Genomic DNA, 23,908 nt, shown 5'->3' on the forward strand with positions numbered 1-23,908 from the left:
GTCATGCAGCGGGCGCGAGCCACGCGCCCGGCAGTCAACTCACACGCAACGCTTCATTCGCCGTTCATCACGAGCTACGCACCGCGCGCGCTCGTCATGAAACCACCAGGTTGACCGCCTTCGGGCCCTTGCCCTTCTTGTCGGGTTCAACCTCGAACGTAATGCGCTGTCCTTCAGTCAGGTCCTTCAATCCTGCACGCTCGACAGCTGTGATGTGAACGAACACATCGCGGCCGCCATCGTCAGGCTTGATGAAGCCATAGCCACGCTCTCCGTTGAAGAACTTGACTGTCCCAGTCATGGCCATCGGGAAACTCCTCCCCCGTATTGCTCCACCGCTACGCGCACGCCGCGTAGCGGTTGACCGACATTCGCTTGTCGGAAGCTTGGCCACCTGAACAGGCCGGCGTCACGCCGCCGGTCTGCCTGGATTTATTTCGGCCTTGTCACTCCGCCGCAACCATTCGCGGAAGCGGAACGTAAAGCCAGTCGTAACAGGATGAGCATAATACGGTTCCGCGCGCGTTGCCTATGCTCAAATAGAACTTTTCAGTGGGTGCTACCGTTTAGGCGTTTCGAGTCTGAAGCGTCCGGCGCCGCCTTGACCAAGCGGTCTCTCGAGTTCGGGCAGGATGATCTTCAGCTCGCCCGCCAGCGTCCACGGCGGATTCACTATCAAAAGGCCGGTGGAAACGAGGCCTGCGCCGGTTTCTTGTGGCGCCACACTGAATTCCAAACGCAAGCATTTGCCCGCGGGCCGACTGCTTGCTGTCGCTGCAGCCACGCTGCGCGCGAGTTCGTCGGTAGCTCTCCGGGTTTTTACGGGGTACCACAAAAGATACGTGCCGGTCGGCCACTTCGCGAACGCTTCGGTGAAGGCACTCGCCAGCCGCTCGAACTCGTCCTTCGCTTCGAATGGTGGATCGATCAGCACGAGGCCGCGCCGCTCGTTCGGCGGCACGAATGCGGGCAGTGCCATCCAGCCGCCGAGATCGACGACGCGCGCCTGAACATCGCGTCGCAATGCATCGATCAATTGCTTGCGCGCCACGGGCTCGATCTCGCAGGCCGTGAGACGGTCTTGCGGACGCAGCAGCGCCCGCGCGATCAACGGCGAGCCGGGATAGGCTTTCAGTTCGCCTCTCGGGTTGAATGCTCTGACGATGTCGAGATAGGGCGCGATCAGCGGCAACGCCTTGTCGGACAGCCGCGCCTGCATCAGCCGCGCGATGCCGGTCAGCCATTCGCCACCGCGCTGCGCTTCGCTCGACGTCAAATCGTAGAGGCCGGCGCCGGCATGGGTGTCGATGACGCGGAACGGCGCCTGCTTCTCCTGCAGATAGGTGAGCATGCGCACCAGCACGATGTGCTTGATGACGTCGGCAAAGCTGCCGGCATGAAAGGCGTGACGATAGTTCATGCGATGACGCTGCGCTCCAGAGGGATCGCATGTTGTACTGCGTCATGCCCGGCCTGTCCCGCGCATCTATGCCTTATCTCGTTAGTTTCGTGATGGCGTCCATGGCCGGGACACTCGGCGCGACAACGCGCGTTTGCCCGGTCGTGACGCGGACGAGACTTCAGCCGCCGCGAACCGGCGGCATCAGCACCTGATCGCGGCGGCAGGCGCGGCGATCGATTTCCTCGCAGGAACGGAATTGCAGATCCTTGCTGAGGCAGATCCGCACCTCGCTGAGCCGCCTGCTGTCGCAGGTCACCGAGATCGCGGAGTTGCTGAGCCCCGGATTGGCCTTGATGAACGCCGTCTCCAGCTCGTCGGGCGCGATCGTCTTCGGCTCCGTCAATTGCAGGAATTCCTCGGGGATCTTTACTGCGGCGCGGGCCTTGCGGATGGCTTCGAAATAGGCCCGTTCGCCGAGGCCCGAGCAGGTGCCGTGCTTGTCCCACTCGTTGTAGATCAGGCCGGGCGCCGGCATCAGGTCGAGCATCGAGGTCATGATGTTGCGAGCGAGGCGGGGCGAGGGCCGCTGGCAGTATTCCGGAAAGCCCCGCTCATATTGCGGCCACAGCCCGTGCACCACGAACGAGTATGGCCGTCCGCCGCATTGCGCCTGGGTGCCGCGGCCGTTATTGCCGCGCTCGCTCGCCGCCTCGCAGAACGAGGGCGACCACGACAGCGACAGCACATAGAAATCGAACTCGCCGGGGGCATTCTGCCGGCGATCCTGGGCCGAGGCTCCCATCGCACCACACAGAACAAAGGCAATGGAAAGCAGAAATCGGAAAATAGTGACCAACCGAGGCATCAAACGCTCCCTCACGCGACCATTCAGAGCCTAGCAGGCCGATAGAACATTTCAAGAACAAAAAGCCGCCGACTGAACGGCGGCGGCTTCCGTTTTGACCGAGCTGCTAGGAGATCAGGGCCGGGCGGCCTTGCAGTGCGGGTTATAGGCCCAGTTGCGGTCGAGCCCAGCGACGCACCATTCGACGCCCTGGCCGATGCCGGCAAAGCCGCCGTCCTCGATGATCGAATAGTGCACCTTGCGCACCTTGCCGTCGCTCAGCATCGCATCGCCCGAACAATAGCGGCGCGGAATGTTATCGGATTGCCAGGGGCGGAACGCGGTTTCGTGAATCCGGCCAAACCCGGTGATCACGAGCGGCGAATTCCAGAAAGTGGCTTCCTTTTCGTGGAATTGGTCGCTGATGGTCGTCAGGGCCGTTTCGCAGGGGGCCACATTGCCGTCATAGCGCGGGCCGGACAGCCAAAAATTGAGCTCGAACGGATTGGCGGCCTGAGCGGTGCCCCCGAACGCCAGAAGGCCGACCACGAGCGCGGCGCCGAGGCCAAGCGTGTGGCTGAGTTTATTGGGGGAGTTGAACAGGTTGCGCATGGGAATCCACCCGATGATCAGATGCGTCGGACGGTGCCGTGAAGCCCCGGCAAGGTCAAGTGCAGCGCGGCAACACCTGCGGAGAAGTCCACCTCCAACAGCGGGCTCGTTCTTTCCATGGTCGCCGGCGCACTCTATGTTGGTCGCAAGCGAAATGGAGTCTGCGATGCGAAGGAAATTGGCCGCGTGCCTGGTTGCCGTTTGCGGGATGCTGGCCGTTGGTCCGGCGCGAGCCGACTGGATGCAGCCGGTGCCGCCGTTCAAGGGCAATGATACCGGCGGTATCATCGCCTATACGCTGGCGGCCCAGACCGACGCGCGGCAGATCGCCGTCGATCACTGCGCTTCCTACGGCAAGGTGGTCAAGTTCCTTGCGGTGCAGCGCTACCCGGGTGGCTACATCTCGTTCGCCTGCCGCTGGGTGCCCTACGGTTCGGCCCAGAGGCCGGTGCGCACGCTCTACTGAGCGCACTCCAGATCCTACGATCGTTCAGCCGGGAGCTCGCCGCATGACCCGACAGCTTGCCTTGCTTGGTTCTGCTGTTTGCATTGTCCTGTCCACCGGTGCCGCCAGCGCCGTCGACCTGCCGATCCGCAAGGCCGGCTTGTGGGAGATGAAAATGGTGCGTACCGGCGGGCCGATGCCGGAAATCACCATGCAGCACTGCACCGACGAGACCACCGACAAGGAGATGAGCGCGGCGGCCTCGCCGATGGCCAAGGAAGTCTGCTCCAAGCAGGACATCCAGAAGACCGCGACCGGCTATGTCAGCGACAGCGTATGCAGCGTCGCCGGCATGTCGATGAAGAGCCATGCCGAGATCGTCGGCGATTTCAATTCCGCCTACACGGTCAAGAGCACCTCGCACGCGGAAGGCGGCGCCGCCGGCTCCCGCGACACCACGATGACCCTCGAGGCGAAATGGCTCGGCGCCTGCAAGAGCGACCAGAAGCCCGGTGACATCATCATGCCCGGCGGCATGAAGATGAACGTCAAGGATATGGAAAAGCTGAAGGGCCTCCTGCCCAAGCAGAAGTAGGGCGCAGCGCCTTAGATTGCCACCGCGCGCCTGAGCACGTCCTCTCTCATGTTGAGAGGACGTGACGTTGTGCACCACCATCATTGCGGGCAACCCGCGACAAGATTGCCAAGCGGTTTTGCGCTGCCCGTCATTGAGCGTTCGTTCGCGCGAGCTGTCAGTTCGCAATGATGTCGTTGGACCGCGTGCGCCAACTCCGTCACGCCAGCGCATTCGCTTCACCATTGTCGCCGACCGTTGACGCCAAGCGCGCGTCTCGACGCACGGCCGTCACCGGCCTCTCACCTTCAATAGATTGGATGTCAAACATGATGTCCGGTGTTGGTCGCGGCCGCGCGCAATGCACGACGGCATTGCAGGGCGACATCAACATCAATGAATGATCGCTGCGTGTCTCGCACTCGAGACTCTCTGAGAGAACGAGGATCGGCCGCGAATTCCTCGTGCTGAAGAGCTTGCTGCGACAACATGTCTTTTTGAATCGCTCCAGTGTTGCGCATCTTGAATCGTTCCAGTGTCGTGCATCGCGCGCTTCAATGGATTCTATTTTGCGCGTGTGGAATTTCGCCCAAGCCGCCGATAGAAGTCCGCCCCAATCGTCCGCTCAATGACGAGCACGCGACTCGATCAAGATCGGCCTGGGGAAGTGTGGGGATTGCTTGGTGGGAATGGCTTCGTCGCGGAGCAAACGCAGCTTGCTTGCATCAACGGCTGCGATCAAGGCAGCGTTTCTCGGTTCGGTCATGCTTGTGCCGATGGGTGCAACCGGCGCCAGCGCTCAAGCGCAAACCGGCTCTCCGGCGAACAACGTCAGCGTGCTTCCTGCCGTGACGGTGGATGAACCTGGCGCTGCAAGGAAGCGCAGTGCCGTCGCTTCAAGTCGGAACACCAGGTCTTCGCGCACCACCGTGGCGAGCCGACGCCGAAATGCTTTGGCGCCCACTCAGAACCAGGCTCCGCGGTCGCAAGCTGCGGCCGGCACGATCGGGACGACGACCGGTTACGTTGCGACCCGCAGCACGGCCGGCACCAAGACCAACACCGCGCTGATTGAGACGCCGCAGTCGCTTTCGGTCGTCACGCAAAAGGAGCTCAGGGATCGTAACGTCCAGACGCTCAAGGACGCCGTCAATTACACGCCCGGCGTCACAACCACGGCGTTCGGCTATGATCCCCGGTTCGACAGTTTCTACATCCGCGGCTTCGATGCGACCTATACGGGGATCTATCGCGACGGCCTGCGCCAGGGCGGCGGCAACTTCGCCATTCCCAAGATCGAGCCATACGGTCTCGACAGCGTGTCGATCCTCCGTGGCCCGGCCTCAGGCCTCTATGGCCTCGGCTCGCCGGGCGGCATCGTGGACGTCGCCACCAAGCGGCCGCCGTTGACCACATTCGGCGAGGTACAGCTACAGGGTGGCACCTACGACCGTTACCAGGGCAGCTTCGATATCGGTGGTCCGGTGCCCGGCAGCGATCAGCTGTACTACCGGCTGACGGGTTTGCTCCGTGACGCGAAGACCTGGTATCCCGGCAATGACGACGATCGGACCTATATCGCGCCTGCGCTGACCTGGCGGCCGGACGTCGATACGTCCTTTACGATCCTCGGCGAATATCAAAGCAGCCGAACCGCCGCGAGCATCGGCAACTTCCGCACGCCCGACGGACAATTGACCAACATCTACTCGAATGATCCGGCCTTCAGCGCCATGGATCAGAAGCAATACCGCATCGGTTACGCGTTCGAGCACAATGTCGACGACGTCTGGACGGTGCGGCAGAACTTCCGCTTCTATCAGGTCGACACCGACGCCAAATACACCCAGATCGATTCCATCGACAGCAGCACCAATCTCGCGTCGCGCTCCGCCTGGCGGATCCTGGATAGCTTCAATACGGTGACGCTCGACAATCAGGCCGAGGCCAAGTTCACCCTCGGCGCGATCAAGAACACGGCGTTGTTCGGCGTCGACTACGGGCACTCCTACTACAACGACAAGATCGGATACGGGCCGGCTCCCGATCTCAATCTGCTGACGATGAATTACGGTGCCCAGGCGATCGCGTCGCCGGCATTCTCGATCTTCAACAAGCAGTCGACCGACGAGGTCGGCGTCTATGCGCAGGAGCAGGCCAGGCTCGGCGGCTTCATTCTGACGCTCAATGGGCGCCAGAGCTGGGTCTCGCAGACGACGACCGCAGGCCTGGACGGCGTGCCGTCAACGCAGAAGGCGACCGCCTTCACGGGCCGCGCGGGCCTCGCTTACGTCTTCGACAATGGCGTTGCGCCTTATGTCAGCTACGCGACGGCATTCGCCCCGCAGGTCGGCGTCGACGCATCGGGATCGCCGTTCAAGCCGACCACCGGCGAGCAGAAGGAGATCGGCATCAAGTACCAGATGCCGCAGCTGCCGGTGCTGTTGACCGCCGCGGTGTTCGACATCACGCAGGACAACGTGCTGCGCACCGATCCCAGCAACATGGCCTTTCAGGCGGCAACCGGACAGGTCGAATCGAAGGGCGTGGAGCTCGAGGCGAAGCTGGCGCTCAAGCAGGGATTTGATCTCACCGCGGCCTACACCCATCTCAACGTCGTGATCACGCAGGGCAATCCCGATACGACCGGCAATGAGCTCTCCGGCATTCCGAGGAATTCCTTCGCCGCCTTCGGCAAATACACGTTCCAGTCCGGCGCCCCCGTCGAAGGGCTCAGGCTCGGTCTCGGTGTCCGTCATATCGGGACCAACTTCGGCAACGACCAGAATACGTTCCAGAATGCGGCGAGAACGTTGTTCGATGCCGTGATCGACTACGATCTCGGCAAGCTGGATCGGCGATTGCTCGGCGCCACCATGCGCTTGAACGCGACCAATCTGTTCGACACGCAATACCAGACCTGCCAGTCCGGCTACTGCTATGCCGGCGAGCGGCGTCAGGTGATCGGCACCTTGTCTTACCGCTGGTAGCTACACCGGCACCCGCACCGCCGCGCGCAGGCCGCCCATCGGGCTTTCGCCGAGCATGATGTCGCCGCCATGCGAGCGGGCGATGTCGCGCGCGATCGCAAGTCCGAGGCCGCTGCCGCCTTCGTCCTGGTTGCGGGCGTCGTCGAGCCGCAGGAAGGGCTTGAACACTTCCTCGCGCATGTCGGCGGGGATGCCGGGGCCGTCGTCGTCGATCGTGATGTTGAGATAGCGATGGTCGCGCTGGCCGGTGATCGAGATCGTGTTGGCGTGGCGCGCCGCGTTGGAGACGAGGTTGGCGAGGCAGCGCTTGAACGAAGCCGGTTTCACCGTGACGACGGGCAGGCCGTGGAACGCGACGGTCGCGGTGTGGCCGTGACGTTCGGCGTCGCTGCGCAATTCCTCCAGCGCCATCGCCATGTCGGTCGGCTGCGCGACCTCGCCGGAATCGCCGCGCGCGAAGGCGAGGTAGTCCTCCAGCATCATCGACATCTCGTCGACGTCCTTGCGCATCGCATCGATCTCGGGGCCTTCGCCGATCAAGGCGAGTTCGAGCTTGAAGCGGGTCAGGATGGTACGCAAATCATGCGACACGCCGGCGAGCATCGCGGTGCGCTGCTCGATCGAGCGTTCGACGCGCGCCTTCATCTCGATGAAGGCCTGCGCCGCGCGCCGCACCTCGCGCGCGCCGCGCGGCCGGAAGTTCGGTGCCTCGCGGCCCTTGCCGAAGCTTTCGGCGGCATCGGCCAGTCTGAGGATCGGCTTGATCTGGTTGCGCAGGAACAGCACGGCGACGATCAGCAGGATCGACGAGGTGCCGACCATCCAGAAGATGAAGATCTCCGAGTTGGAGGCGTAGGCCGCGCTGCGCTGGGCGAAGATGCGCATCACGGAATCGTCGAGCTGGACGCGGATCTCGACCAGGTTGGACTTGCCAACGGTGTCGATCCAGAACGGACGGCTGATCTGGCGGCCGAGCTGCACCGACAGGGTCTGGTCGAGCAACGAGAAGAACGGCTTCGGTCCCGGCGGCGGCATGTCGCCGGCGGGGAGGAAGTCGACCACGAGCTGCAGCTTCTGGGCGATGCGGCGCAGCTGCGCACGGTCCTTGTCCTGCGGATAGCTCTTGTAGACGTCGATCAGCGCGGCGATGTCGGATACCACCGCGGCCGACAGACGCCGCGTCACCGTATTCCAGTGCCGCTCCATGAACACGAATGCGACCACGGTCTGCAGGATCACCATCGGCACGATCATGATCAGCAGCGCGCGCGCATAGAGGCCTGTCGGCATCCAGCTCTTGAACGCATTGCCCATCCAGCCGTTCGCCTTCGAGACGCGCTGCGAGGCGTTCTTGATCAGGGTCAGGCCGGTGTCGAGCGTGCTCATGGCTGCATCTTACGGCGAGGCGACCAGGCGATAGCCGATGCCGCGTACTGCCTGCAGGAACAGCGGATTGGCGGGATCGTGCTCGATCTTGCGGCGCAGGCGGTTGATCTGGACGTCGACCGCGCGCTCGTTGACGGTGCCGCCGCTGGTCAGTTCGCCGCGCGGCACGGTCTCGCCGGGCGCGCTCGCGAGGATACGCAACATCTCACGCTCGCGGTCGGTGAGATGGATGATCTCCTCGCCCTGGCGCAGCTCGCTGCGTTCGATGTGGAAGATGTAGGGGCCGAACGCGATCTGCTCGACGACAGTGACTTGCGGCGGTGCGGTGCGCTTGAGGATATTGCCGATGCGCAGCACCAGCTCGCGCGGCTCGAACGGCTTGGCGACATAGTCGTCGGCGCCGATCTGCAGACCCTCGATGCGGGCTTCCGCCTCATGGCGGGCGGTCAGCATGATGATCGGTACCGTCGAGGAGGTGCGGATGAAGCGGGCGAGGTCGAAGCCGTTCTCGCCGGGCATCATCACGTCGAGGATGAGCAGGTCGAAATGCAGCCCGAGCAGCTTGGCGCGCGCGTCGGTGGCGCTCATGGCCGTCGTGACGCGATAGCCTTCGCCGGAGAGAAAGCGCGACAACAGGTCGCGAATGCGCCGGTCGTCGTCGACCAGCAGGAGATGCGGCGCATCGTCGGCCGGCTCGACCGGCGTGCGCATCAGGGTTGCAGCCTGCACCAGGTTCACTCCCTTGTTTTTCTGCCGCCGCCGAAGATCGCTTCGAGCACCTTGTCGGGATCGTCGCGGTCGATCATCGCGCGGAGGAATTGGCGAACCGTCTCGACGCCGGCCGGATCGATGCCGGCGATCGCGCGGTTGATGCGGTCGGTCTGCAGCCCTGCGAGCTTGGCGACCAGCGCCTCGCCCTTCGGCGTTGCGTAGAGCAGGCGCTGCCGGCGGTCGTTGTTGCCGGTCTTCTGCACGATGTAGCCTTCGTCCAGCAGCTGCTTGAGCACGCGTCCGAGCGACTGTTTGGTGATGCGCAGGACGTCGAGCAGGTCGGCGACCTTCAGGCCGGGATAGCGGGTAACGAAGTGGATGACGCGGTGGTGGGCGCGGCCGAAGCCGAACGCCTCCAGTTCCTGGTCGGCGTCGCCGACAAAGTCGCGGTAGGCAAAGAACAAGAGCTCGATGATGTCCCAGCGCAAGTCGCGGCCGCCCGCCGCAGGAGCGTGATCATCTCCCTGCGAATCGGGCTTGGCAGCCATGCCTGAGAAATTTATGTCAGCCATATTGACGTATCTTGGGTTCAATGTTACAAAACTGCCTGTCACGACGAAACATTAGATCGTTCCGTCTCAGACAGCGTTTGAGGCGGCCTGAAAAAGCCTGTGAGGCGGTTTGGGCCGCAAATTGGACTACCGTGCGATTGTCGAGCGGCATTTCGGCAAACATACTGGACTTCAGCACTCCGCAAAAGCATGTCTAAACGGCATGTTGGCGATGGAAACCGGCCGGGTTGCCGACGGTGGTGAAGTTCGCACCAGCCGAGCCTGATGGCTCCGGGGGAAACAGGCCGGCGCGGGTATGGCGCCGGTTCCGACAGCGGAAAGCAAGAAAAATGACTTTGAAATTCGACATCCAGCCTTCGCCAAATCCCACGTCCGACAAGGATCGCGCGGCGAAGCTCGTGGACCCGGGCTTCGGCCGCGTCTTTACCGACCACATGGCGATCGTCCGCTACAGCCAGGGCAAGGGGTGGCACAGCGCCCGCGTCGAGGCACGCGCGAATTTCCCGCTCGATCCGGCCGGCGCGGTGCTGCACTACGCCCAGGAGATTTTCGAAGGTCTCAAGGCCTACAGGCGCGACGATGGCGGTGTGAACCTGTTCCGCCCCGACGCCAATGCCCGGCGCTTCCACGATTCGGCCGAGCGCATGGCGATGGCGCCGCTGCCCGAGGAGGTGTTCATCGAGGCGGTCGAGCAGCTGGTGCGGATCGATCGCGCCTGGATCCCGGGCGGCGAGGGCAGCCTCTATCTGCGGCCGTTCATGATCGCGAGCGAGGTCTTCCTCGGCGTGAAGCCATCGGCGGAATACATCTTCTCCGTCATCGCATCGCCGGTCGGCTCCTACTTCAAGGGCGGTCCCGCGCCGGTGTCGATCTGGGTGTCGGAAAACTATACGCGCGCCGCGATCGGCGGCACCGGCGCCGTGAAGTGCGGCGGCAACTATGCCGCAAGCCTGCGCGCGCAGGCCGAGGCGATCGAGCGCGGCTGCGACCAGGTCGTGTTCCTCGACGCGGTCGAGCGCCGCTACATCGAGGAGCTCGGCGGCATGAACATCTTCTTCGCGTTCGACGACGGCTCGCTGCTGACGCCGCCGCTCGGCACTATCCTGCCCGGCATCACCCGCGACTCGATCATCGCGCTTGCCAAGGATGCCGGAACGCGCGTGCGCGAGGAGCTCTACACCATCCAGCAGTGGCGTGCCGACGCCGCCAGCGGCAAGCTGAAGGAAGCCTTCGCCTGCGGCACCGCGGCCGTCATCTCGCCGATCGGCAAGGTGTGCTCGGCGAGCGGCGACTTCCAGATCAGCGGCGGCGCCGCCGGTCCGGTCGCGATGGGCCTGCGCAAGAAACTGGTCGACATTCAGTACGGTCGCACCAACGACCCGCATAACTGGATCAGGAACGTCGCGTAAGGTAGGCACGCTCCCTCGCCCCGCACTTTGCGGGGAGAGGGGGGGGAGGGCCTTATCCGCACCGGGATGTTTGGAGAGTCCCCCTCACCCGGAATTCAAGCTTTGCTCGAATTCCGACCTCTCCCCGCAAGCGGGGCGAGGTAAGAAGGCGCCAGGCGCTTGCGGCACAGAGCCCTGCCTGATAACCCGGCCTTAAAGTCAATACTGACTTACAGCCGACGTATGACATGGCCGAGAAACCCAAAAAACCCCAGAAACTGAAGGCGCGCCTGCCGCGCGGGCTGGAAGATCGCGGCCCGGCCGCGATCAATGCCACACGGGCGATGGTCGAGAAGATTCGCGCCGTCTACGAGCTCTACGGCTTCGAGCCGGTGGAGACGCCGGCAATGGAATATACCGACGCGCTCGGCAAATTCCTGCCGGACCAGGACCGGCCCAACGAGGGCGTGTTCTCGTTCCAGGACGATGACGAACAGTGGATCTCGCTGCGCTACGACCTGACCGCGCCGCTGGCGCGCTATGTCGCGGAGAACTTCGACGCGCTGCCGAAGCCGTACCGGTCCTATCGGTTCGGCTATGTCTTCCGCAACGAGAAGCCCGGTCCCGGCCGCTTCCGTCAGTTCATGCAGTTCGATGCCGACACGGTCGGCTCGGCGACGCCGGCGGCCGACGCCGAGATTTGCATGATGGCGGCCGACACGATGGAAGCGCTCGGCATTCCGCGCGGCTCCTATGTCGTGAAGGTGAACAACCGCAAGGTGCTCGACGGCCTGATGGAAAGTATCGGCCTCGGCGGTGAGGAGAACGCAGGACGCCGGCTTACGGTGCTGCGGGCGATAGACAAGCTGGACAAATTTCCACTCGATGAAGTGGCGAAGCTACTAGGCCCTGGCCGATGGGATGGCGGCGAAGAGGGCAAGGGCGATTTTACCAAGGGAGCCGGCCTCTCCGACGATGGAATATCCAGCGTCGTCAACTTTACTGGTTGGGGCGAGCGTGGATCTGGTTCCAAGAGCGAGTACTCATCGAATGACGTGACCATCGCGAATTTTGAATCAGTTGTCGGCGGCAATCGATTGGGCCTCGAGGGGATCGCGGAGCTATCGCAAATCAAGGAACTAGTTGCCGCCGCAGGCTATGATCAGAGTCGAATTGTTATCGACCCCTCAGTCGTCCGCGGCCTCGAATACTATACCGGCCCGGTCTACGAGGTTGAGCTGCTGCTCGACACCAAAGACGAGAAAGGCCGCCCGGTGCGGTTCGGCTCGGTCGGTGGCGGCGGGCGCTATGACGGCCTCGTCTCGCGCTTCCGCGGCGAGCCGGTGCCTGCCACCGGTTTCTCGATCGGCGTCTCGCGCTTGCAGGCCGCGCTCACGATGCTCGGCCAGCTCGATACGAAGGCTGAATTCGGCCCCGTCGTCGTCACCGTGTTCGACCGCGACCGCGTCGCGGACTACCAGAAGATGGTCGCGCAGCTGCGCCAGGCCGGCGTCCGCGCCGAGCTCTATCTCGGCAACCCGAAGAACATGGGCAACCAGCTCAAATATGCCGACCGCCGCAACTCTCCCTGCGTCATCATCCAGGGCTCGGACGAGAAAGCGCGCGGCGAGGTGCAGATCAAGGATTTGATCGAAGGCGCCAAGGCGGCGGCCGCGATCGCGTCCAATCAGGAATGGCGCGAAACACGCCCCGCCCAGTTCTCCTGCGCTGAGGTCGATCTGGTCGCCAAGGTCCGCGAGGTGCTCGCGCGCCACGGCGTGAACTGGGGATAGCTGGTTTGTCGTGCGCGGGCTTGACCCGCGCATCCATCTTCAAAAAGATGGTGCGCCAGCCAGACCGGAGACGACCGGTTTGCGCGTCAACAACGACCAGGGAGTATTCCGATGCCCGAGATCACTGTCAGCATGGCCGCCGGCCGCACCGACGAGCAGAAGGCCGGCATGATGCGCGACATCACCCAGGCGCTGGTGAAAAATCTTGGTGTCGATGCCGATGCCGTGGTGATCCAGATCAACGAAGCGCCGCTGCATCACAAGATGAAGGGTGGCAAGACCTTCGTCGAGCGCGCCGCCGCCGCGAAGAAATAACTACATTCACTTCGTCGTCCCTGCTCCAGTGCGCAATTGCGCACAAGGCAGGGACGACGGTCTTTTGAGGCGCCAATGGACGCACGCGACTTCATCAAGATCGGCATGAGCGCCGAGCGCATGCTCGTGGTGCCGCCGGAGCGCACGGTCGGGCATTTCGTGCCCGGCATGCCGATGGTCTATGCGACGCCGATGATGATCCTCGACATGGAGATGGCGTCGGGTGATTCCATCCGCGATGCGCTGCAGCCCGGCTGGGTCACGGTCGGTACCGAGGTCGATATCCGCCATCTCGCCGCCGCGCTTGTCGGCGCCACCGTACGGACCACCGCAAAGGTGATCGCGGTCGAGCGCCGCGTGATCCGCTTCGAGGTCCAGGCCTTTGAAGGCACGCGCGAGCTCGGCGAAGGCCGCCACGCCCGCGGCCTGATCAATGTCGAGAGTTTCAACAAACGGCTTGCCGGGACGTCGGGCCAAGCGCAGTGAGCGTGGCTACTTCGCCAATTCTTTCGAGCGTCGGGTCGCCGCAGCGATCGCGCGGGTCATCAGCGGCTGCATGCCGTCGCTCGCCATCAGCACCTCGAGCGCGGCCGCCGTGGTGCCGCCCGGCGAGGTGACATTCTGCCGCAGCGTCGCCGACGGCAGATCCGAGCGATGCAGCAACTCACCGGAGCCGGCGACGGTCGCGCGCGCCAGCGTGGTTGCGAGCTGCTCGGGCAGGCCGGCCGCAACGCCGGCGCGGGCGAGCTCCTCGGCGAGCAGGAAGACATAGGCCGGACCGGAGCCGGAGACCGCGGTCACCGCGTCCATCAGGTTCTCATCGTCGACCCATTCGACCAGCCCGGTCGCCTTCAGCAGCGCATCCGTCATGGCGCGCTGCGCGGCGGTGACGCGCTTCGAGGGCACCGCGACCGTGATGCCGCGGCCGATCGCCGCCGGCGTATTCGGCATCGCGCGCACCACTGCGCCGCCGACCACGTCTTCCAGCGCCGAGATCGTCGTGCCGGCCATGATCGAGACCACGAGTGTCGACGGACCGACCAGCGCCTTCAGCGCAGCGCCGGCGTCGCGGAACGATTGCGGCTTCACCGCGACGACCAGCGTGTCGACCGTGCCGAGGTCCTTCGCCTGCGGATTGAGCCGCACGCCCTTCGCGGCAAGCGCGGAGATCTCCGGCGAGATATGTGGATCGATCACCGCGACATGCTTGGGCGAGAGGCCCTGCGCGAGCCAGCCGGTCAGCATTGCGCCGCCCATCTTGCCCGCGCCTGCAAGCACGATGGTGCCGGTCGAATCTTTCAGTCCGCTGCTGGATGTGTTCACGGGCGGCTCCACAAATTCTGTGTCGTCCCGGCCTTGAGCCGGGACCCATAACCACAGGCGGTTCTAGTGAAGCGTGGAGCGAGCCACAAGCAGTTTGCGCGACCACTGACGCCGCGGAGTATGGGTCCCGGCTTTCGCCGGGACGACACTGAGCGTGTGGACGCTAGAGCGAAACCCTTACGCCTCGCCCTCGGTATCGAACATCGCCGCGGCCATCGCCTCGGCGGTCGACTTGCCGGCCCACACCACGAACTGGAACGCCGGGTAGTAACGCTCGCAGGCGTGGATCGCGTTGACCACCATGGCCTCGCATTGCGCGGTGGACGCGGTGAGGCCGCCGGGCAGCACCAGCGCCTGACGATGCATCACCATGCCGGTGTGGGTCCAGAGGTCGAAATGGCCGACCCACAATTGCTCGTTGATCGCAGCGACCAGCCGCTGCACCTCGGCGCGCCGCGCCTGCGGCATCTTCATGTCGAAGGCGCAGGCAAGATGCAGCGCCTCGATCTCTCCCATCCAGGTGAAGGAGAGCTGATAATCGATCCAGTCTCCCTTGGAGACGATCGTCACCTCATCTTCGCCGGAACGCTCGAACGCCCAGTTGTTGTCAGTGGCGATATCCTCGACCACCGCAAGCGGGTTGTTCCGGGAATCGATAATGCTTTCGAGGAGGGACATGCCGTCTCGGACCTTGTTCTTATGATCGCTTGATACGCACACGGAAGCCGGCACTTGCGACATACTGCGTCGTGGCCGAGTGCAGTTCCTTGACCGGGCTTCCGGATGCCCCTGGACCTGACGCCGATGAAGTGATGTGATTTGCGGAATCCGCGCAACCGCACGCCGAGTCCGTCCACAGCCAAAGCGCGCATCGTCCACAGCTGATCTCCGCCACACTTGTGATTTTGCGAACAAATCGGAATCTAGGCGTTCGCGTAACGATTAATTAACCATTTGCGGGCGCCTCGCCGCACGCGTGAATCAGCCTTTCGGGCGCTCACTTCTCTCTGCAAGGGCCGCAGCGCGCTCATGGGGACATGCCGTTTGCCCATGCCAAAGGTGCTTGCCCAGCTGTCGCGGTTTGGTCATATTTCGCCTCAGGCACGTCCATCCCGGGCGTGCCGATGTTCTCAGGGCGGGGTGAAAATCCCCACCGGCGGTAAAGGGCGATGAGCCCAAGCCCGCGAGCGCCTTCTTCCGCGAAGCCGGAGGAAGGGTCAGCAGATTCGGTGCAATTCCGAAGCCGACGGTTACAGTCCGGATGAAAGAGAACGGTTGCGGCAGCCAACGCGATTTTCGCGTGGGCTTGTGTCGTTGTCCGTGTGCCCTGATTCTGGTCCTGAAAGAGGAAAGCCATGAATCAGATGTTGCAAGACCAAGACCTTCAAGCTTCTCAAGTCCAGACCTCCCAAGCAGAAAGCCTTCCCGATACGCCGGCTCGTCCGCCGGCGCCGGAGCATCCGCACTTCGCCAAGCCGCAGCGCGTTGCCTTTGTGCAGTCGTCCTGGCATCGCGATGTGGTGGAAGAGTGCCGCATCTCCTTCCTTAAGGAGATCGAGGCGCGCCACATCACCAATGTCGATGTGTTCGAGGTGCCGGGCTCGTTCGAGATCCCGCTGCACGCGCAACTGCTGGCGAAGACCCGCCGCTATACCGCGATCGTCGCGGCCGGGCTCGTTGTCGATGGTGGTATCTACCGCCACGAATTCGTCGCCGACACCGTGATCAAGGCGCTGATGGATGTGCAGTTGCGCACCGAGGTGCCGGTGTTCTCGGCGGTGCTGACGCCGCAGCAATTCCACGAGACCGAGGTGCATTATGACTTCTTCCGCAAGCACTTCGTGATCAAGGGGATCGAGGTCGCGGAGGCCTGCGCCAACACGCTGCTCAGCCTGGAACGCCTGCGCGGCCAGGTCGCGGCGGGAATACCCGGCTAGCTCAAGGCCCAACGCAAAAGCCATTCCGGCATGCGTGCCGGGATCGCTGTCGCCGCCAGCGCGTTCGGTTATGCTTGCCGGCATAATCAGAACGCGCGGGAGGCGCCCATGACCGAACAACACTCTTCCGACTGGCTCGGCCTGTCGGGCCGCGTTGCCGTCGTCACCGGCGGAGGCGGCGGCATCGGCCGCGCCACCGCGGTCAGTTTCGCGAGCGCCGGCGCCAGGGTCGCCGCGCTCGATCGCGACGAGCGCGGGCTTGCGGAGACCAAGGCAAAGCTTCGCGAGTTCGGCGATGGTCATCTCGTCGCGAGCTGCGACACGACCAGCGAGGACAACGTCGCGGCTGCGGCCGATGCCGTCGCGCGAACGCTTGGCCCCAGCGACATCCTCGTCAACACCGCGGCGGTGTTGCGCCCCGGCGGGCTCGATACGCTGCCGCTCGCCGAATGGAACGCGGTGCTGGCGGTCAATCTCACCGGCTATTTCATTTGCGCGCAGGCGTTCGGCCGCCAGATGCGCGAGGCCGGACGCGGCAGCCTCATCCACGTCGCTTCGATCGCCGCCAGCAATGCGCAGGGGCAGAGCGGTGCCTACAGCATCAGTAAGGCCGCTGTCGTGATGCTCTCGCAGCAACTCGCCGCCGAATGGGGGCCGCACGGCATCCGCAGCAATGTGGTCTCACCCGGCCTTGTCGTCACGCCGATGAGCCAGGCGTTCTATGATACGCCCGGCGTCACCGAGCGGCGCACCGCCGTGGTGCCGATGCGCCGGATCGGCGCGCCGCAGGACATGGCGGATGCTACCCTGTTCCTGGCGAGCGACCGCGCGTCATACGTCAATGGTGAGGAGATCATCGTCGATGGCGGCTATGCGCGGACGCTGATGAGCCACGTGCCGCGGCCTGGGTTTTGAGGAAGCGGCATCTGCATACTCAGTGTCGTCCCGGCCTTGAGCCGGGACCCATAACCGCGAATGCGAATTGATTTGCAACGCTGGAGCCACGGCCTTCGCAGCAACGACGGACCGTGGTTATGGGTCCCTGCTTTCGCAGGGACGACAGCAATCGAGTTCAATCGAACAGGCTGGAGACGGACTCTTCCGCTGCGGTGCGGCCGATCGCTTCGGCAATCAGGCCGGCGATCGAGATCTGGCGAATGTTCGGCGCCTTGTTGACGGCTTCGGTCGGCAGGATCGAGTCGGTGATGACCAGCTCCTTCAGCCGCGACGAGGCAATCCGCGCGGCCGCGCCGCCGGACAGCACGCCGTGGGTGATGTAGGCCGAGACTTCCTTGGCGCCGTGTGCGATCAGCGCCTCGGCCGCGTTCACCAGCGTGCCGCCGGAGTCGACGATGTCGTCGACCAGGATGCAGTTGTAGCCGGCGACGTCGCCGATCACGTTCATCACCTCGGACTCACCGGGGCGCTCGCGGCGCTTGTCGACGATCGCAAGCGGGGTGTTGATGCGCTTGGCGAGGCCGCGGGCACGCGCCACGCCGCCGACGTCGGGCGACACCACCATCACCTTGGCGAGGTCGAACTTCTCTCTGATATCGCGCACCATCAGCGGCGCCGCGAACAGGTTGTCTGTCGGGATGTCGAAGAAGCCCTGGATCTGGCCGGCGTGCAGGTCGAGCGTCATGACGCGATCGACGCCGGAGTGCGAGATCAGATTGGCGACGAGCTTGGCCGAGATCGGCGTACGCGAGCCGGACCTGCGATCCTGCCTGGCGTAGCCGAAATAGGGCACCACCGCGGTGATGCGGCGCGCCGAGGAACGGCGCAGCGCGTCGGTGATGATCAGAAGCTCCATCAGATTGTCGTTGGCCGGATAGGACGTCGACTGAATGATGAACATGTCCGAGCCGCGGACGTTCTCCTGGATCTCGACGAAGATCTCCATGTCGGCAAAGCGCCGGACCACGGCCTTGGTCAATTCGATGCCAAGTCCCTTGGCGATGTCCTGCGCCAGCGCAGGATTGGAGTTGCCGGCGACGAGCTTGATTGATCCGTTCTTTGCCGACATCGATGCTTCCCCCCGCGCCTTGCTGGATACGACGTTCAGCATCTCAAGTCCTTACAGAACCGGCGGGTTTTCGGTGCGCGAGGGAATATCAGGGAGGCGCTGCCGCTGGCAACCCATTAGGCGCTTCGGCCCACGTTTTCCTGGGCAAAAAACGCCTTTCCCCGGGAGATTCCGGCGGTTAGTTGGCGGAATAGCTGAGTGCCACGGTCTCTGGCGCCGCGGGGGCCGGGGCGCTGACCATCGCTGGCCCACGGAGCTCCGGCACCGCGGCGGGCGCCGGGCTATCCGCCGGACCGCCATTGATCATGCTGGACAGGCCGCTGAGGCCGGCCTGGGCGATCTTGCGCAGCACCAGATCGTCGGCGGCGGCCCAGGCGTCGCGGCCGGCCTTGCCGGCGGGCTCTGTGCCGGACAGCCGGAGCGCCCGTTGCTGGCTGCTGTCGTAGACGTCCCACACCCACGCGATCATGGTGCGGCCGCGCACCACCTGCGCCGAGAGATAGCCGCGCACGCGATAGGCCGCGGTGCCCTGGCGCGACACGATCGACAGGCTGCGCAGCTTGGATTCGCTGTCGAGCACACCGACCATGCGGTCGAAGACCTGGGGCGGCGGACCGTCGATCGATTCGAATGCGACGGTGGCGCCGCCGCTCGCAGGCGTGGCCATTGCGTAGGAGTCGGCCACGTTGCCACCGGCCGCGCATCCGCCAAGCGCGCACGCAATCGCCAGCCATGTTGCTGCGATCGCGGCGCGCACGACTGTCCCAGTTTGAAACTGGTGGTTTGACGCTTCCCTCATTGCGTCCTGCGATATCGTTAAAACGGCTTAACGTCTAGGGCAGGACGGCCACAGCGCTTAACAGTCGACCGGTCAAGCGCCGCGGGGGGACAGGATCGAATTCCTCGTCAGTCAGTGAGATGATGCCGCATGGCATCGACGATCCAGGCCCATTCCCGGTTCGGGCTGCTGTCGGGCCGCTGCCCCCGCATGATAGCGACCAACTCCCAATAGCGTGCGGCGCGGTCGTCATGCTGGGCGTATTTGGCGCGAAGCCAGTTGCGGAAATCCAGGTCGGGCTGCCGGCCCATCAATCGGGCCGAGGCTTCCAGCCATTGTCGCGCGATCGCGCTGCCGGTGTCAGACGTTGGTTCGAGCCCGTCGTCGATCGCCTGCTTTGCCTCGCGCACAATGGCGTCGCTTGCGGCCTGGCAGGCCTCCATATCGAAGGCGTCGCGATCCCAGGCGTCGCTGGCGTTCGCGCGCATTTTGGCGATGAAGGAGGGATCGTTGAGGATCGACGACAGCTCGATCCAGGCATCGCATTGCTCGGGTGTCGGATCATCGGGCAGTTCGGGCACCGTCGTCTCGATCATCTGCCGGACCCATTTCCGGTCGATGTTGATGCCGTCGGACACTTTCTCGAAAAAACGTTCGACGACGTTGCGGCGCTCGGCGCGGGATAGCTGCGTCATGGTCAGGAATCTCCTCAGGTCTGCTTCGGTGAGTTGCGGTGAACGCAACGCAGCCCGCAGCGCGGAGGCGACGCGGCGCTGTGCCGCGATCTCCGCTTCCAGCGTTTCGAGGCGGAGCTTCAGCGCCTCGACGAGCGAGAGTTGCTGGGTCAGGACCTCACGAATGGCGTCGAGACCGAGCCCCGCATCGCGCAGGCAGCGGATCAGGTCGAGGCGAACCAGTTCATCGTCGGTGAAGACGCGATAGCCGCTCGCGGTGCGGCCGGCCGGCGGCAGCAACCCCTGGTCCGAATAGAAGCGGAGCTTGCGGACGGAAATTCCGCTGAGCCGCGCCGCCTCGCCGATGCTGTAGGTGCGTTGTGTCATGCGCCGCTTGTCCGGTCTCCAGCAGGTGGAGAGTCAAGACGCTTGTCGCACAAAAACGCTAGAGGCGCCCGTCGTCAGCCTTCCAGCGCGATCGCGTGAACGTGCCGGCCGTAATCGGCTTCCTTGCGGTGCACGGAGCGGCGGTAGCTGAAGCAGCGCTCGTCGGAATAGGTGTCGATGCCGAGGTCGTCGATCATCAGCACGCCGGCATTTTCCAGCCGCATCCGGATGAAGCCGGCGAGATCGAACATCGCGTGGCCATCGCGTTCGGCGGGCATGAAGAACATGCCGTTCTCGGCATCGGCTTCGATGAAGCGTTCGATGAATTCGTTTCCGACCTCGTAGGACTCCTTGCGGATCAGCGGGCCGATGGCGGCGACGATGCCGCCGCGCTCGGCGCCGAGCTTTTCCATCGCATCGATGGTCGATTCCAGCACGCCGGTCAGCGCGCCCTTCCAGCCGGCATGCGTCGCGCCGATCACCCGCGCATGGGGATCAATGAACAGGATCGGGCCGCAGTCGGCCGTCGTGACCGAGATCGCCAGGCCTTCGGTGCGCGTGACCAGCGCGTCCGCCTTCGGGCGCACCGCGCTATTCCATGGTCCGGTGACGGCCACGACGTCGGGCGAGTGCACCTGATGCACGCTGATCAGGTGGTTGGACGGAACGCCGAGCTGCTCGGCCATCCGTCGCCGGTTCTCGGCGACCTTGGCCGGATCGTCGCGCGAGCCGAGCCCGCCATTGAGGCCGGCATAGATACCCTCTGAGACGCCGCCCTCGCGCGAGAAGAAGGCATGGCGCAGGCCCGGAATGGCCGACAGCAGCGGTGATCCCAATGTCATTGTTCGGTCTCGTCAGGCTGATCGCTGAGGCCAGCGATCGAGGTGAGTCGCGGGTCGGAGATGGCCATGACCTTGAACATCGAGCCCATCCCGCCGCGTCCGGAATCGGTCAGGCGCTTCAGCGCGCCGGCAATGTCGGCGGAGACCTCGGGTGAGGCTTTCGCCATCAATCCGGCGGCACGGGCCTCGACGCCGAGGCGCTTGAGGAAGTCGCCCTGCGTCGCCGGCCCGTGGACGCGCGCGCCGACATCCTCGGCGGCCCGCGCCAGGGCCTGGAAATCGACATGCGCCGTCACGTCGGCCTGTCCCGGGTTCTTCAGCGGGTCGGCGAAGCTGTGGCGCGCGATCGCCTGGAAGGTGTCGCCGGCGTCGCTGCGCAGATGGCCGTAGTCGATGATCAGCGCGGCGCCGTCCTGGTCGCGCAGGCGCGTCGCGAGCTTCATGATCTCGCTGTCAGGCCGCCATTCGAACACCGCGCCGAGCGGGGCGGCGCGCACCAGCGGCGGCAACAGCACCTCGAAGTGCGGTGTCGGCTCGGCGGCGGGCGCGAAATACAGGTTGCCGTTGGCATCCATCCCGACCGTGCGCTCGTGCCAGCCGGTTTCGCGACGGACCATCTGGTGGATCGGCAGCACGTCGAAATATTCGTTGGCGAGAATCACCGCCGGTCCCTCCGGCACGTCGTCGATGCTGTCGTGCCAGGTGACGTTGCGCACGCCGGTCAGCGTGGCGTGCTGCTTTTCGCGCAGCACCGGATTGACCTCGACGAGGTGGATGCTGAGCGACTGGTAGAGCGGCGGCAGCACGCGCAGCGCACGCAGCGCGTCCGACATCATGGTGCCGCGGCCGGGCCCGAGCTCGATCAGGCGGAGCGTGTCCGGCGAGCCGATCGCGCGCCAGATCGAGGCGCTCCACAGCCCGAGCAGTTCGCCGAACATCTGGCTGACCTCGGGCGCCGTGGTGAAATCGCCGTCGCGGCCGAGCGGATCGCGCGACAGATAGTAGCCGTAGCGCGGATGCATCAGGCACAATTCCATGTAGCGCCAGACCGGCATCGGCCCGGACAGCTTGATCAGCTTCCTGATCTCATCCAGCAGTGGGGAGGGTTCGCTCACGGCCTTCCTTGGATTGCACTTGCTCTACGTTGAACTCGGCGTCGGCCCGTTTGCCCTGCGGCGAACGGCGGCCCTGATGATGATTGCGCCCACGATGATCATTGGCACCGACAGCAGCATGCCCATGGTTAATCCGCCCCACAGGAATCCGAGCTGCGGATCGGGCTCCCTGAAATGCTCGCCGATGATGCGGGCAATGCCGTAGATCGTGATGAAGCTGCCGAGGATGAGGCCGGGCCGCTTGAGCGCCCCCATCCGGATCATGATCGCCAGCGCAGTGAAAAGCACGATGCCCTCAAGCCCGGCCTCATAGAGCTGGCTCGGATGGCGCGGCAGCGGTCCGCCATTGGGGAAGATCATGGCCCAGGGCAGGCTTGGATCGGCGTGACGGCCCCATAGTTCACTGTTGATGAAATTGGCGAGCCGCCCGAGGAACAGCCCGATCGGAGCGACCGCGGTGGTGATGTCGCCAAGCGACAGGATCGGGATGTTGTTGCGGCGGGCAAACAGCATCACCGCGGCGACGCAGCCGAGGAAGCCGCCGTGGAACGACATGCCGCCCTTCCACAATTCCAGGATCTCGGACGGGTGCGCGATGAAGAAGGGCAGGTTGTAGAACAGCACGTAGCCGGTGCGGCCGCCGACGATGATGCCGATGGTGACCCAGAGGATGAAATCGTCGAGCTGCGGCAGCGTGATCGGCGCCGGGCCGTCCCACAGTCGCTCCTTCTTGATCAGCGAGCGCGCATAGATCCAGCCCAGCACGATGCCGACGATATAGGCCAGTGCATACCAGCGGATCACGATCGGCCCGAGCGCGAGCGCGACGGGGTTGAATACCGGAAAGTCGATCAGCAGAAACGGCATCGTGTGTCTTGAGACTCAGCTCACGAGGTTGCGGCGGTAGAGCGCCAGCAGCCGCTCCCAATGGCGTTCGGCGGCGTCGCGGTCATAGACCGGACGCTTGGGGAACGCAAAGCCGTGATGGGTGCCGGGATAGATCTCGACCTCGTTGTTCGATCCCTTCATGCCGGCCTTAACCTGCTCGATGATTTCCTGTGGCGCGTAGATGTCGGTCTCGGCGCAGGCGAAATAGAGTTCGGCCTTGGTCTTTTGCGCGGCAAGATGCGGGCTGTCGGGCTGATCGGTCGCCAGATGCGTGCCGTAGACCGACGCGGCGGCCTTGACGCGATCGCCGAAATGCGTGGCCGCGTTCACCGCATAGCGGCCGCTCATGCAATAGCCGACGGTACCGATGATCCCGGTGTTGGCGGCCTTCTGCGTCCCGGCGTAGGCGAGCAGGCCCTTGGTGTCTTCCATGACCAGCGGAATGTTGAGCGAGTGCATCAGCTCGAACATGCGCTTGCGCTCGGGCGATTCCGGATCGGGATTGATCGGGCCGACCTCCATCACGCCGGCGCGGTAATACATGTTGGGCAGCATCACATAGTATCCTGACGTGCCGAGCCGGCGCGCCATGTCGCGCAGCTCCTCGCGGATACCAGGCGCGTCCATATAGAAGATGACGACAGGGAAGGGGCCGCCGCGCTCGGGATGGGTGATGAAGGTGGTGGTCTTGCCGTCCTTGGTCGGGATCTCGACGGTCTGCTCGATCATGGCGTTTCTGCTCGCGTTATGTGTGCGATTTCTGTTGTGAGTTCATACGATTGCAAGGAAACCGGAGCATGACAAGGCAAGTGCCCGTAAGGTCTGCCATTCGCGGCGGACTTGAACCGGATGGCGGGGATCGCCATTGTCTTCTGGCGATTCAGTGAACGCGGAGAGTTTTGCCAG

Annotated in this window: 25 protein-coding genes, 1 pseudogene and 1 riboswitch; of the genes and pseudogenes, 9 read left to right on the forward strand and 17 right to left on the reverse strand. The window is 64.2% G+C overall.

The features are described 5' to 3' along the window. Positions 1-94: 94 nt before the first annotated feature. The 4 genes from HAP47_RS09150 to HAP47_RS09165 all read right to left on the reverse strand — a co-directional run bounded on the left by HAP47_RS09150 (position 95) and on the right by HAP47_RS09165 (position 2,858). Positions 95-307: a cold-shock protein gene (locus HAP47_RS09150; RefSeq protein ID WP_016844477.1), complete on the reverse strand. Its 213-nt coding sequence runs from the start codon at positions 305-307 to the stop codon at positions 95-97. A gap of 252 nt (positions 308-559) precedes the next feature. Continuing rightward, positions 560-1,420, reverse strand: a complete 861-nt coding sequence (locus HAP47_RS09155) for a 23S rRNA (adenine(2030)-N(6))-methyltransferase RlmJ (RefSeq protein WP_173638529.1) — start codon at positions 1,418-1,420, stop codon at positions 560-562. Between the two features lie 160 nt (positions 1,421-1,580). Continuing rightward, the gene (locus HAP47_RS09160) at positions 1,581-2,204 is read right to left on the reverse strand and encodes a ribonuclease T2 (RefSeq protein WP_231168817.1); all 624 of its coding nucleotides are present in this window, start codon (positions 2,202-2,204) and stop codon (positions 1,581-1,583) included. Between the two features lie 177 nt (positions 2,205-2,381). Further along, positions 2,382-2,858, reverse strand: coding sequence for a hypothetical protein (locus HAP47_RS09165; RefSeq protein ID WP_173638528.1), 477 nt, complete (start codon positions 2,856-2,858; stop codon positions 2,382-2,384). A 166-nt stretch (positions 2,859-3,024) separates the two neighbouring features. Here HAP47_RS09165 and HAP47_RS09170 point away from each other — a divergent pair, with 166 nt between their 5' ends. Further along, positions 3,025-3,324, forward strand: a complete 300-nt coding sequence (locus tag HAP47_RS09170; protein WP_173638527.1) for a hypothetical protein — start codon at positions 3,025-3,027, stop codon at positions 3,322-3,324. Between the two features lie 43 nt (positions 3,325-3,367). Continuing rightward, positions 3,368-3,898 carry a DUF3617 domain-containing protein gene (locus HAP47_RS09175; RefSeq protein WP_173638526.1) on the forward strand — a complete coding sequence of 177 codons (531 nt, stop codon included), beginning with the start codon at positions 3,368-3,370 and terminating at the stop codon, positions 3,896-3,898. 302 nt (positions 3,899-4,200) lie between these two features. On the opposite strand, the gene HAP47_RS09180 is transcribed toward HAP47_RS09175, so the two are convergent. Continuing rightward, on the reverse strand, positions 4,201-4,398 hold the full coding sequence (locus HAP47_RS09180) for a hypothetical protein (RefSeq protein WP_173638525.1): 198 nt from the start codon (positions 4,396-4,398) through the stop codon (positions 4,201-4,203). 432 nt (positions 4,399-4,830) lie between these two features. On the opposite strand from HAP47_RS09180, the gene HAP47_RS09185 reads away from it, so the two are divergent. Further along, on the forward strand, positions 4,831-6,867 hold the full coding sequence (locus HAP47_RS09185; protein WP_231168818.1) for a TonB-dependent siderophore receptor: 2,037 nt from the start codon (positions 4,831-4,833) through the stop codon (positions 6,865-6,867). Here the strand turns inward: HAP47_RS09185 and HAP47_RS09190 are convergent, their stop codons facing one another. From HAP47_RS09190 to HAP47_RS09200, 3 genes are read right to left on the reverse strand one after another with little or no spacing between them, the layout of a single operon-like run. Then, a complete protein-coding gene (locus HAP47_RS09190; RefSeq protein WP_173638523.1) occupies positions 6,868-8,253 on the reverse strand; it encodes an ATP-binding protein in 1,386 nt (461 codons plus the stop codon). 9 nt (positions 8,254-8,262) lie between these two features. Continuing rightward, positions 8,263-8,964, reverse strand: a complete 702-nt coding sequence (locus tag HAP47_RS09195) for a response regulator transcription factor (RefSeq protein ID WP_371821805.1) — start codon at positions 8,962-8,964, stop codon at positions 8,263-8,265. A 23-nt stretch (positions 8,965-8,987) separates the two neighbouring features. Further along, a complete protein-coding gene (locus tag HAP47_RS09200; protein ID WP_097671586.1) occupies positions 8,988-9,536 on the reverse strand; it encodes a MarR family winged helix-turn-helix transcriptional regulator in 549 nt (182 codons plus the stop codon). 329 nt (positions 9,537-9,865) lie between these two features. On the opposite strand from HAP47_RS09200, the gene HAP47_RS09205 reads away from it, so the two are divergent. The 4 genes and pseudogenes from HAP47_RS09205 to HAP47_RS09220 all read left to right on the forward strand — a co-directional run bounded on the left by HAP47_RS09205 (position 9,866) and on the right by HAP47_RS09220 (position 13,518). Further along, positions 9,866-10,945, forward strand: coding sequence for a branched-chain amino acid aminotransferase (locus HAP47_RS09205; protein ID WP_173638522.1), 1,080 nt, complete (start codon positions 9,866-9,868; stop codon positions 10,943-10,945). A 227-nt stretch (positions 10,946-11,172) separates the two neighbouring features. Beyond that, positions 11,173-12,595, forward strand: a pseudogene (gene hisS / locus HAP47_RS09210) (histidine--tRNA ligase); the annotation flags it as partial. Between the two features lie 233 nt (positions 12,596-12,828). Further along, the gene (locus HAP47_RS09215) at positions 12,829-13,032 is read left to right on the forward strand and encodes a tautomerase family protein (protein ID WP_044538952.1); all 204 of its coding nucleotides are present in this window, start codon (positions 12,829-12,831) and stop codon (positions 13,030-13,032) included. 75 nt (positions 13,033-13,107) lie between these two features. Continuing rightward, positions 13,108-13,518: a thioesterase family protein gene (locus HAP47_RS09220; protein ID WP_173638520.1), complete on the forward strand. Its 411-nt coding sequence runs from the start codon at positions 13,108-13,110 to the stop codon at positions 13,516-13,518. Positions 13,519-13,524: 6 nt separating this feature from the next. Here HAP47_RS09220 and proC read toward each other — a convergent pair whose 3' ends face one another. After that, on the reverse strand, positions 13,525-14,355 hold the full coding sequence (gene proC / locus HAP47_RS09225; RefSeq protein ID WP_173638519.1) for a pyrroline-5-carboxylate reductase: 831 nt from the start codon (positions 14,353-14,355) through the stop codon (positions 13,525-13,527). Between the two features lie 177 nt (positions 14,356-14,532). Next, positions 14,533-15,033, reverse strand: a complete 501-nt coding sequence (locus tag HAP47_RS09230; RefSeq protein ID WP_016844492.1) for a YbjN domain-containing protein — start codon at positions 15,031-15,033, stop codon at positions 14,533-14,535. Between the two features lie 444 nt (positions 15,034-15,477). Continuing rightward, positions 15,478-15,632, forward strand: a riboswitch (FMN riboswitch). A 78-nt stretch (positions 15,633-15,710) separates the two neighbouring features. Between HAP47_RS09230 and HAP47_RS09235 the strand changes: the two genes are divergently transcribed. Next, complete coding sequence (locus HAP47_RS09235) at positions 15,711-16,292, forward strand: 6,7-dimethyl-8-ribityllumazine synthase (protein WP_173638518.1); 582 nt, start codon at positions 15,711-15,713, stop codon at positions 16,290-16,292. 108 nt (positions 16,293-16,400) lie between these two features. Then, positions 16,401-17,207: an SDR family NAD(P)-dependent oxidoreductase gene (locus HAP47_RS09240; protein ID WP_173638517.1), complete on the forward strand. Its 807-nt coding sequence runs from the start codon at positions 16,401-16,403 to the stop codon at positions 17,205-17,207. A 157-nt stretch (positions 17,208-17,364) separates the two neighbouring features. On the opposite strand, the gene HAP47_RS09245 is transcribed toward HAP47_RS09240, so the two are convergent. From HAP47_RS09245 to HAP47_RS09275, 7 genes are all read right to left on the reverse strand, one after another. Then, entirely contained in the window at positions 17,365-18,318 is a 954-nt protein-coding gene (locus HAP47_RS09245; RefSeq protein WP_171948021.1) for a ribose-phosphate pyrophosphokinase, read from the reverse strand. Between the two features lie 178 nt (positions 18,319-18,496). Continuing rightward, complete coding sequence (locus HAP47_RS09250; RefSeq protein WP_173638516.1) at positions 18,497-19,117, reverse strand: hypothetical protein; 621 nt, start codon at positions 19,115-19,117, stop codon at positions 18,497-18,499. A gap of 107 nt (positions 19,118-19,224) precedes the next feature. After that, positions 19,225-20,157, reverse strand: coding sequence for a MerR family transcriptional regulator (locus HAP47_RS09255; protein WP_173638515.1), 933 nt, complete (start codon positions 20,155-20,157; stop codon positions 19,225-19,227). A 74-nt stretch (positions 20,158-20,231) separates the two neighbouring features. Next, positions 20,232-20,999 carry a peptidoglycan editing factor PgeF gene (pgeF, locus tag HAP47_RS09260; protein ID WP_173638514.1) on the reverse strand — a complete coding sequence of 256 codons (768 nt, stop codon included), beginning with the start codon at positions 20,997-20,999 and terminating at the stop codon, positions 20,232-20,234. Beyond that, positions 20,996-22,054, reverse strand: coding sequence for a class I SAM-dependent methyltransferase (locus HAP47_RS09265; protein ID WP_173640581.1), 1,059 nt, complete (start codon positions 22,052-22,054; stop codon positions 20,996-20,998). Before HAP47_RS09265 ends, pgeF begins: the two co-directional genes overlap by 4 nt. An 84-nt stretch (positions 22,055-22,138) precedes the next feature. Then, on the reverse strand, positions 22,139-22,981 hold the full coding sequence (lgt, locus tag HAP47_RS09270) for a prolipoprotein diacylglyceryl transferase (RefSeq protein ID WP_173638513.1): 843 nt from the start codon (positions 22,979-22,981) through the stop codon (positions 22,139-22,141). Between the two features lie 15 nt (positions 22,982-22,996). Further along, positions 22,997-23,731, reverse strand: coding sequence for a dienelactone hydrolase family protein (locus HAP47_RS09275; protein WP_173638512.1), 735 nt, complete (start codon positions 23,729-23,731; stop codon positions 22,997-22,999). Between the last annotated feature and the right edge of the window lie 177 nt (positions 23,732-23,908).

The organism is Bradyrhizobium sp. 41S5 (genome assembly GCF_011516665.3).
Lineage (GTDB): Bacteria > Pseudomonadota > Alphaproteobacteria > Rhizobiales > Xanthobacteraceae > Bradyrhizobium > Bradyrhizobium quebecense.

What these genes read in the sequence shown, in the direction of transcription:
- HAP47_RS09275 (WP_173638512.1), bottom strand. Translation starts at nt 23,731, where the DNA reads ATGATCGAGCAGACCGTCGAGATCCCGACCAAGGACGGCAAGACCACC.
- HAP47_RS09245 (WP_171948021.1), bottom strand. Translation starts at nt 18,318, where the DNA reads ATGTCGGCAAAGAACGGATCAATCAAGCTCGTCGCCGGCAACTCCAAT.
- HAP47_RS09215 (WP_044538952.1), top strand. Translation starts at nt 12,829, where the DNA reads ATGCCCGAGATCACTGTCAGCATGGCCGCCGGCCGCACCGACGAGCAG.
- HAP47_RS09190 (WP_173638523.1), bottom strand. Translation starts at nt 8,253, where the DNA reads ATGAGCACGCTCGACACCGGCCTGACCCTGATCAAGAACGCCTCGCAG.
- HAP47_RS09205 (WP_173638522.1), top strand. Translation starts at nt 9,866, where the DNA reads ATGACTTTGAAATTCGACATCCAGCCTTCGCCAAATCCCACGTCCGAC.
- HAP47_RS09155 (WP_173638529.1), bottom strand. Translation starts at nt 1,420, where the DNA reads ATGAACTATCGTCACGCCTTTCATGCCGGCAGCTTTGCCGACGTCATC.
- HAP47_RS09250 (WP_173638516.1), bottom strand. Translation starts at nt 19,117, where the DNA reads ATGAGGGAAGCGTCAAACCACCAGTTTCAAACTGGGACAGTCGTGCGC.
- HAP47_RS09220 (WP_173638520.1), top strand. Translation starts at nt 13,108, where the DNA reads ATGGACGCACGCGACTTCATCAAGATCGGCATGAGCGCCGAGCGCATG.
- HAP47_RS09170 (WP_173638527.1), top strand. Translation starts at nt 3,025, where the DNA reads ATGCGAAGGAAATTGGCCGCGTGCCTGGTTGCCGTTTGCGGGATGCTG.
- HAP47_RS09195 (WP_371821805.1), bottom strand. Translation starts at nt 8,964, where the DNA reads ATGCGCACGCCGGTCGAGCCGGCCGACGATGCGCCGCATCTCCTGCTG.
- HAP47_RS09165 (WP_173638528.1), bottom strand. Translation starts at nt 2,858, where the DNA reads ATGCGCAACCTGTTCAACTCCCCCAATAAACTCAGCCACACGCTTGGC.
- HAP47_RS09180 (WP_173638525.1), bottom strand. Translation starts at nt 4,398, where the DNA reads ATGCGCAACACTGGAGCGATTCAAAAAGACATGTTGTCGCAGCAAGCT.
- HAP47_RS09235 (WP_173638518.1), top strand. Translation starts at nt 15,711, where the DNA reads ATGAATCAGATGTTGCAAGACCAAGACCTTCAAGCTTCTCAAGTCCAG.
- HAP47_RS09240 (WP_173638517.1), top strand. Translation starts at nt 16,401, where the DNA reads ATGACCGAACAACACTCTTCCGACTGGCTCGGCCTGTCGGGCCGCGTT.
- HAP47_RS09230 (WP_016844492.1), bottom strand. Translation starts at nt 15,033, where the DNA reads ATGTCCCTCCTCGAAAGCATTATCGATTCCCGGAACAACCCGCTTGCG.
- pgeF (WP_173638514.1), bottom strand. Translation starts at nt 20,999, where the DNA reads ATGACATTGGGATCACCGCTGCTGTCGGCCATTCCGGGCCTGCGCCAT.
- HAP47_RS09255 (WP_173638515.1), bottom strand. Translation starts at nt 20,157, where the DNA reads ATGACACAACGCACCTACAGCATCGGCGAGGCGGCGCGGCTCAGCGGA.
- HAP47_RS09200 (WP_097671586.1), bottom strand. Translation starts at nt 9,536, where the DNA reads ATGGCTGACATAAATTTCTCAGGCATGGCTGCCAAGCCCGATTCGCAG.
- lgt (WP_173638513.1), bottom strand. Translation starts at nt 22,981, where the DNA reads ATGCCGTTTCTGCTGATCGACTTTCCGGTATTCAACCCCGTCGCGCTC.
- HAP47_RS09150 (WP_016844477.1), bottom strand. Translation starts at nt 307, where the DNA reads ATGGCCATGACTGGGACAGTCAAGTTCTTCAACGGAGAGCGTGGCTAT.
- HAP47_RS09175 (WP_173638526.1), top strand. Translation starts at nt 3,368, where the DNA reads ATGACCCGACAGCTTGCCTTGCTTGGTTCTGCTGTTTGCATTGTCCTG.
- HAP47_RS09160 (WP_231168817.1), bottom strand. Translation starts at nt 2,204, where the DNA reads ATGGGAGCCTCGGCCCAGGATCGCCGGCAGAATGCCCCCGGCGAGTTC.
- HAP47_RS09265 (WP_173640581.1), bottom strand. Translation starts at nt 22,054, where the DNA reads ATGCCGGTCTGGCGCTACATGGAATTGTGCCTGATGCATCCGCGCTAC.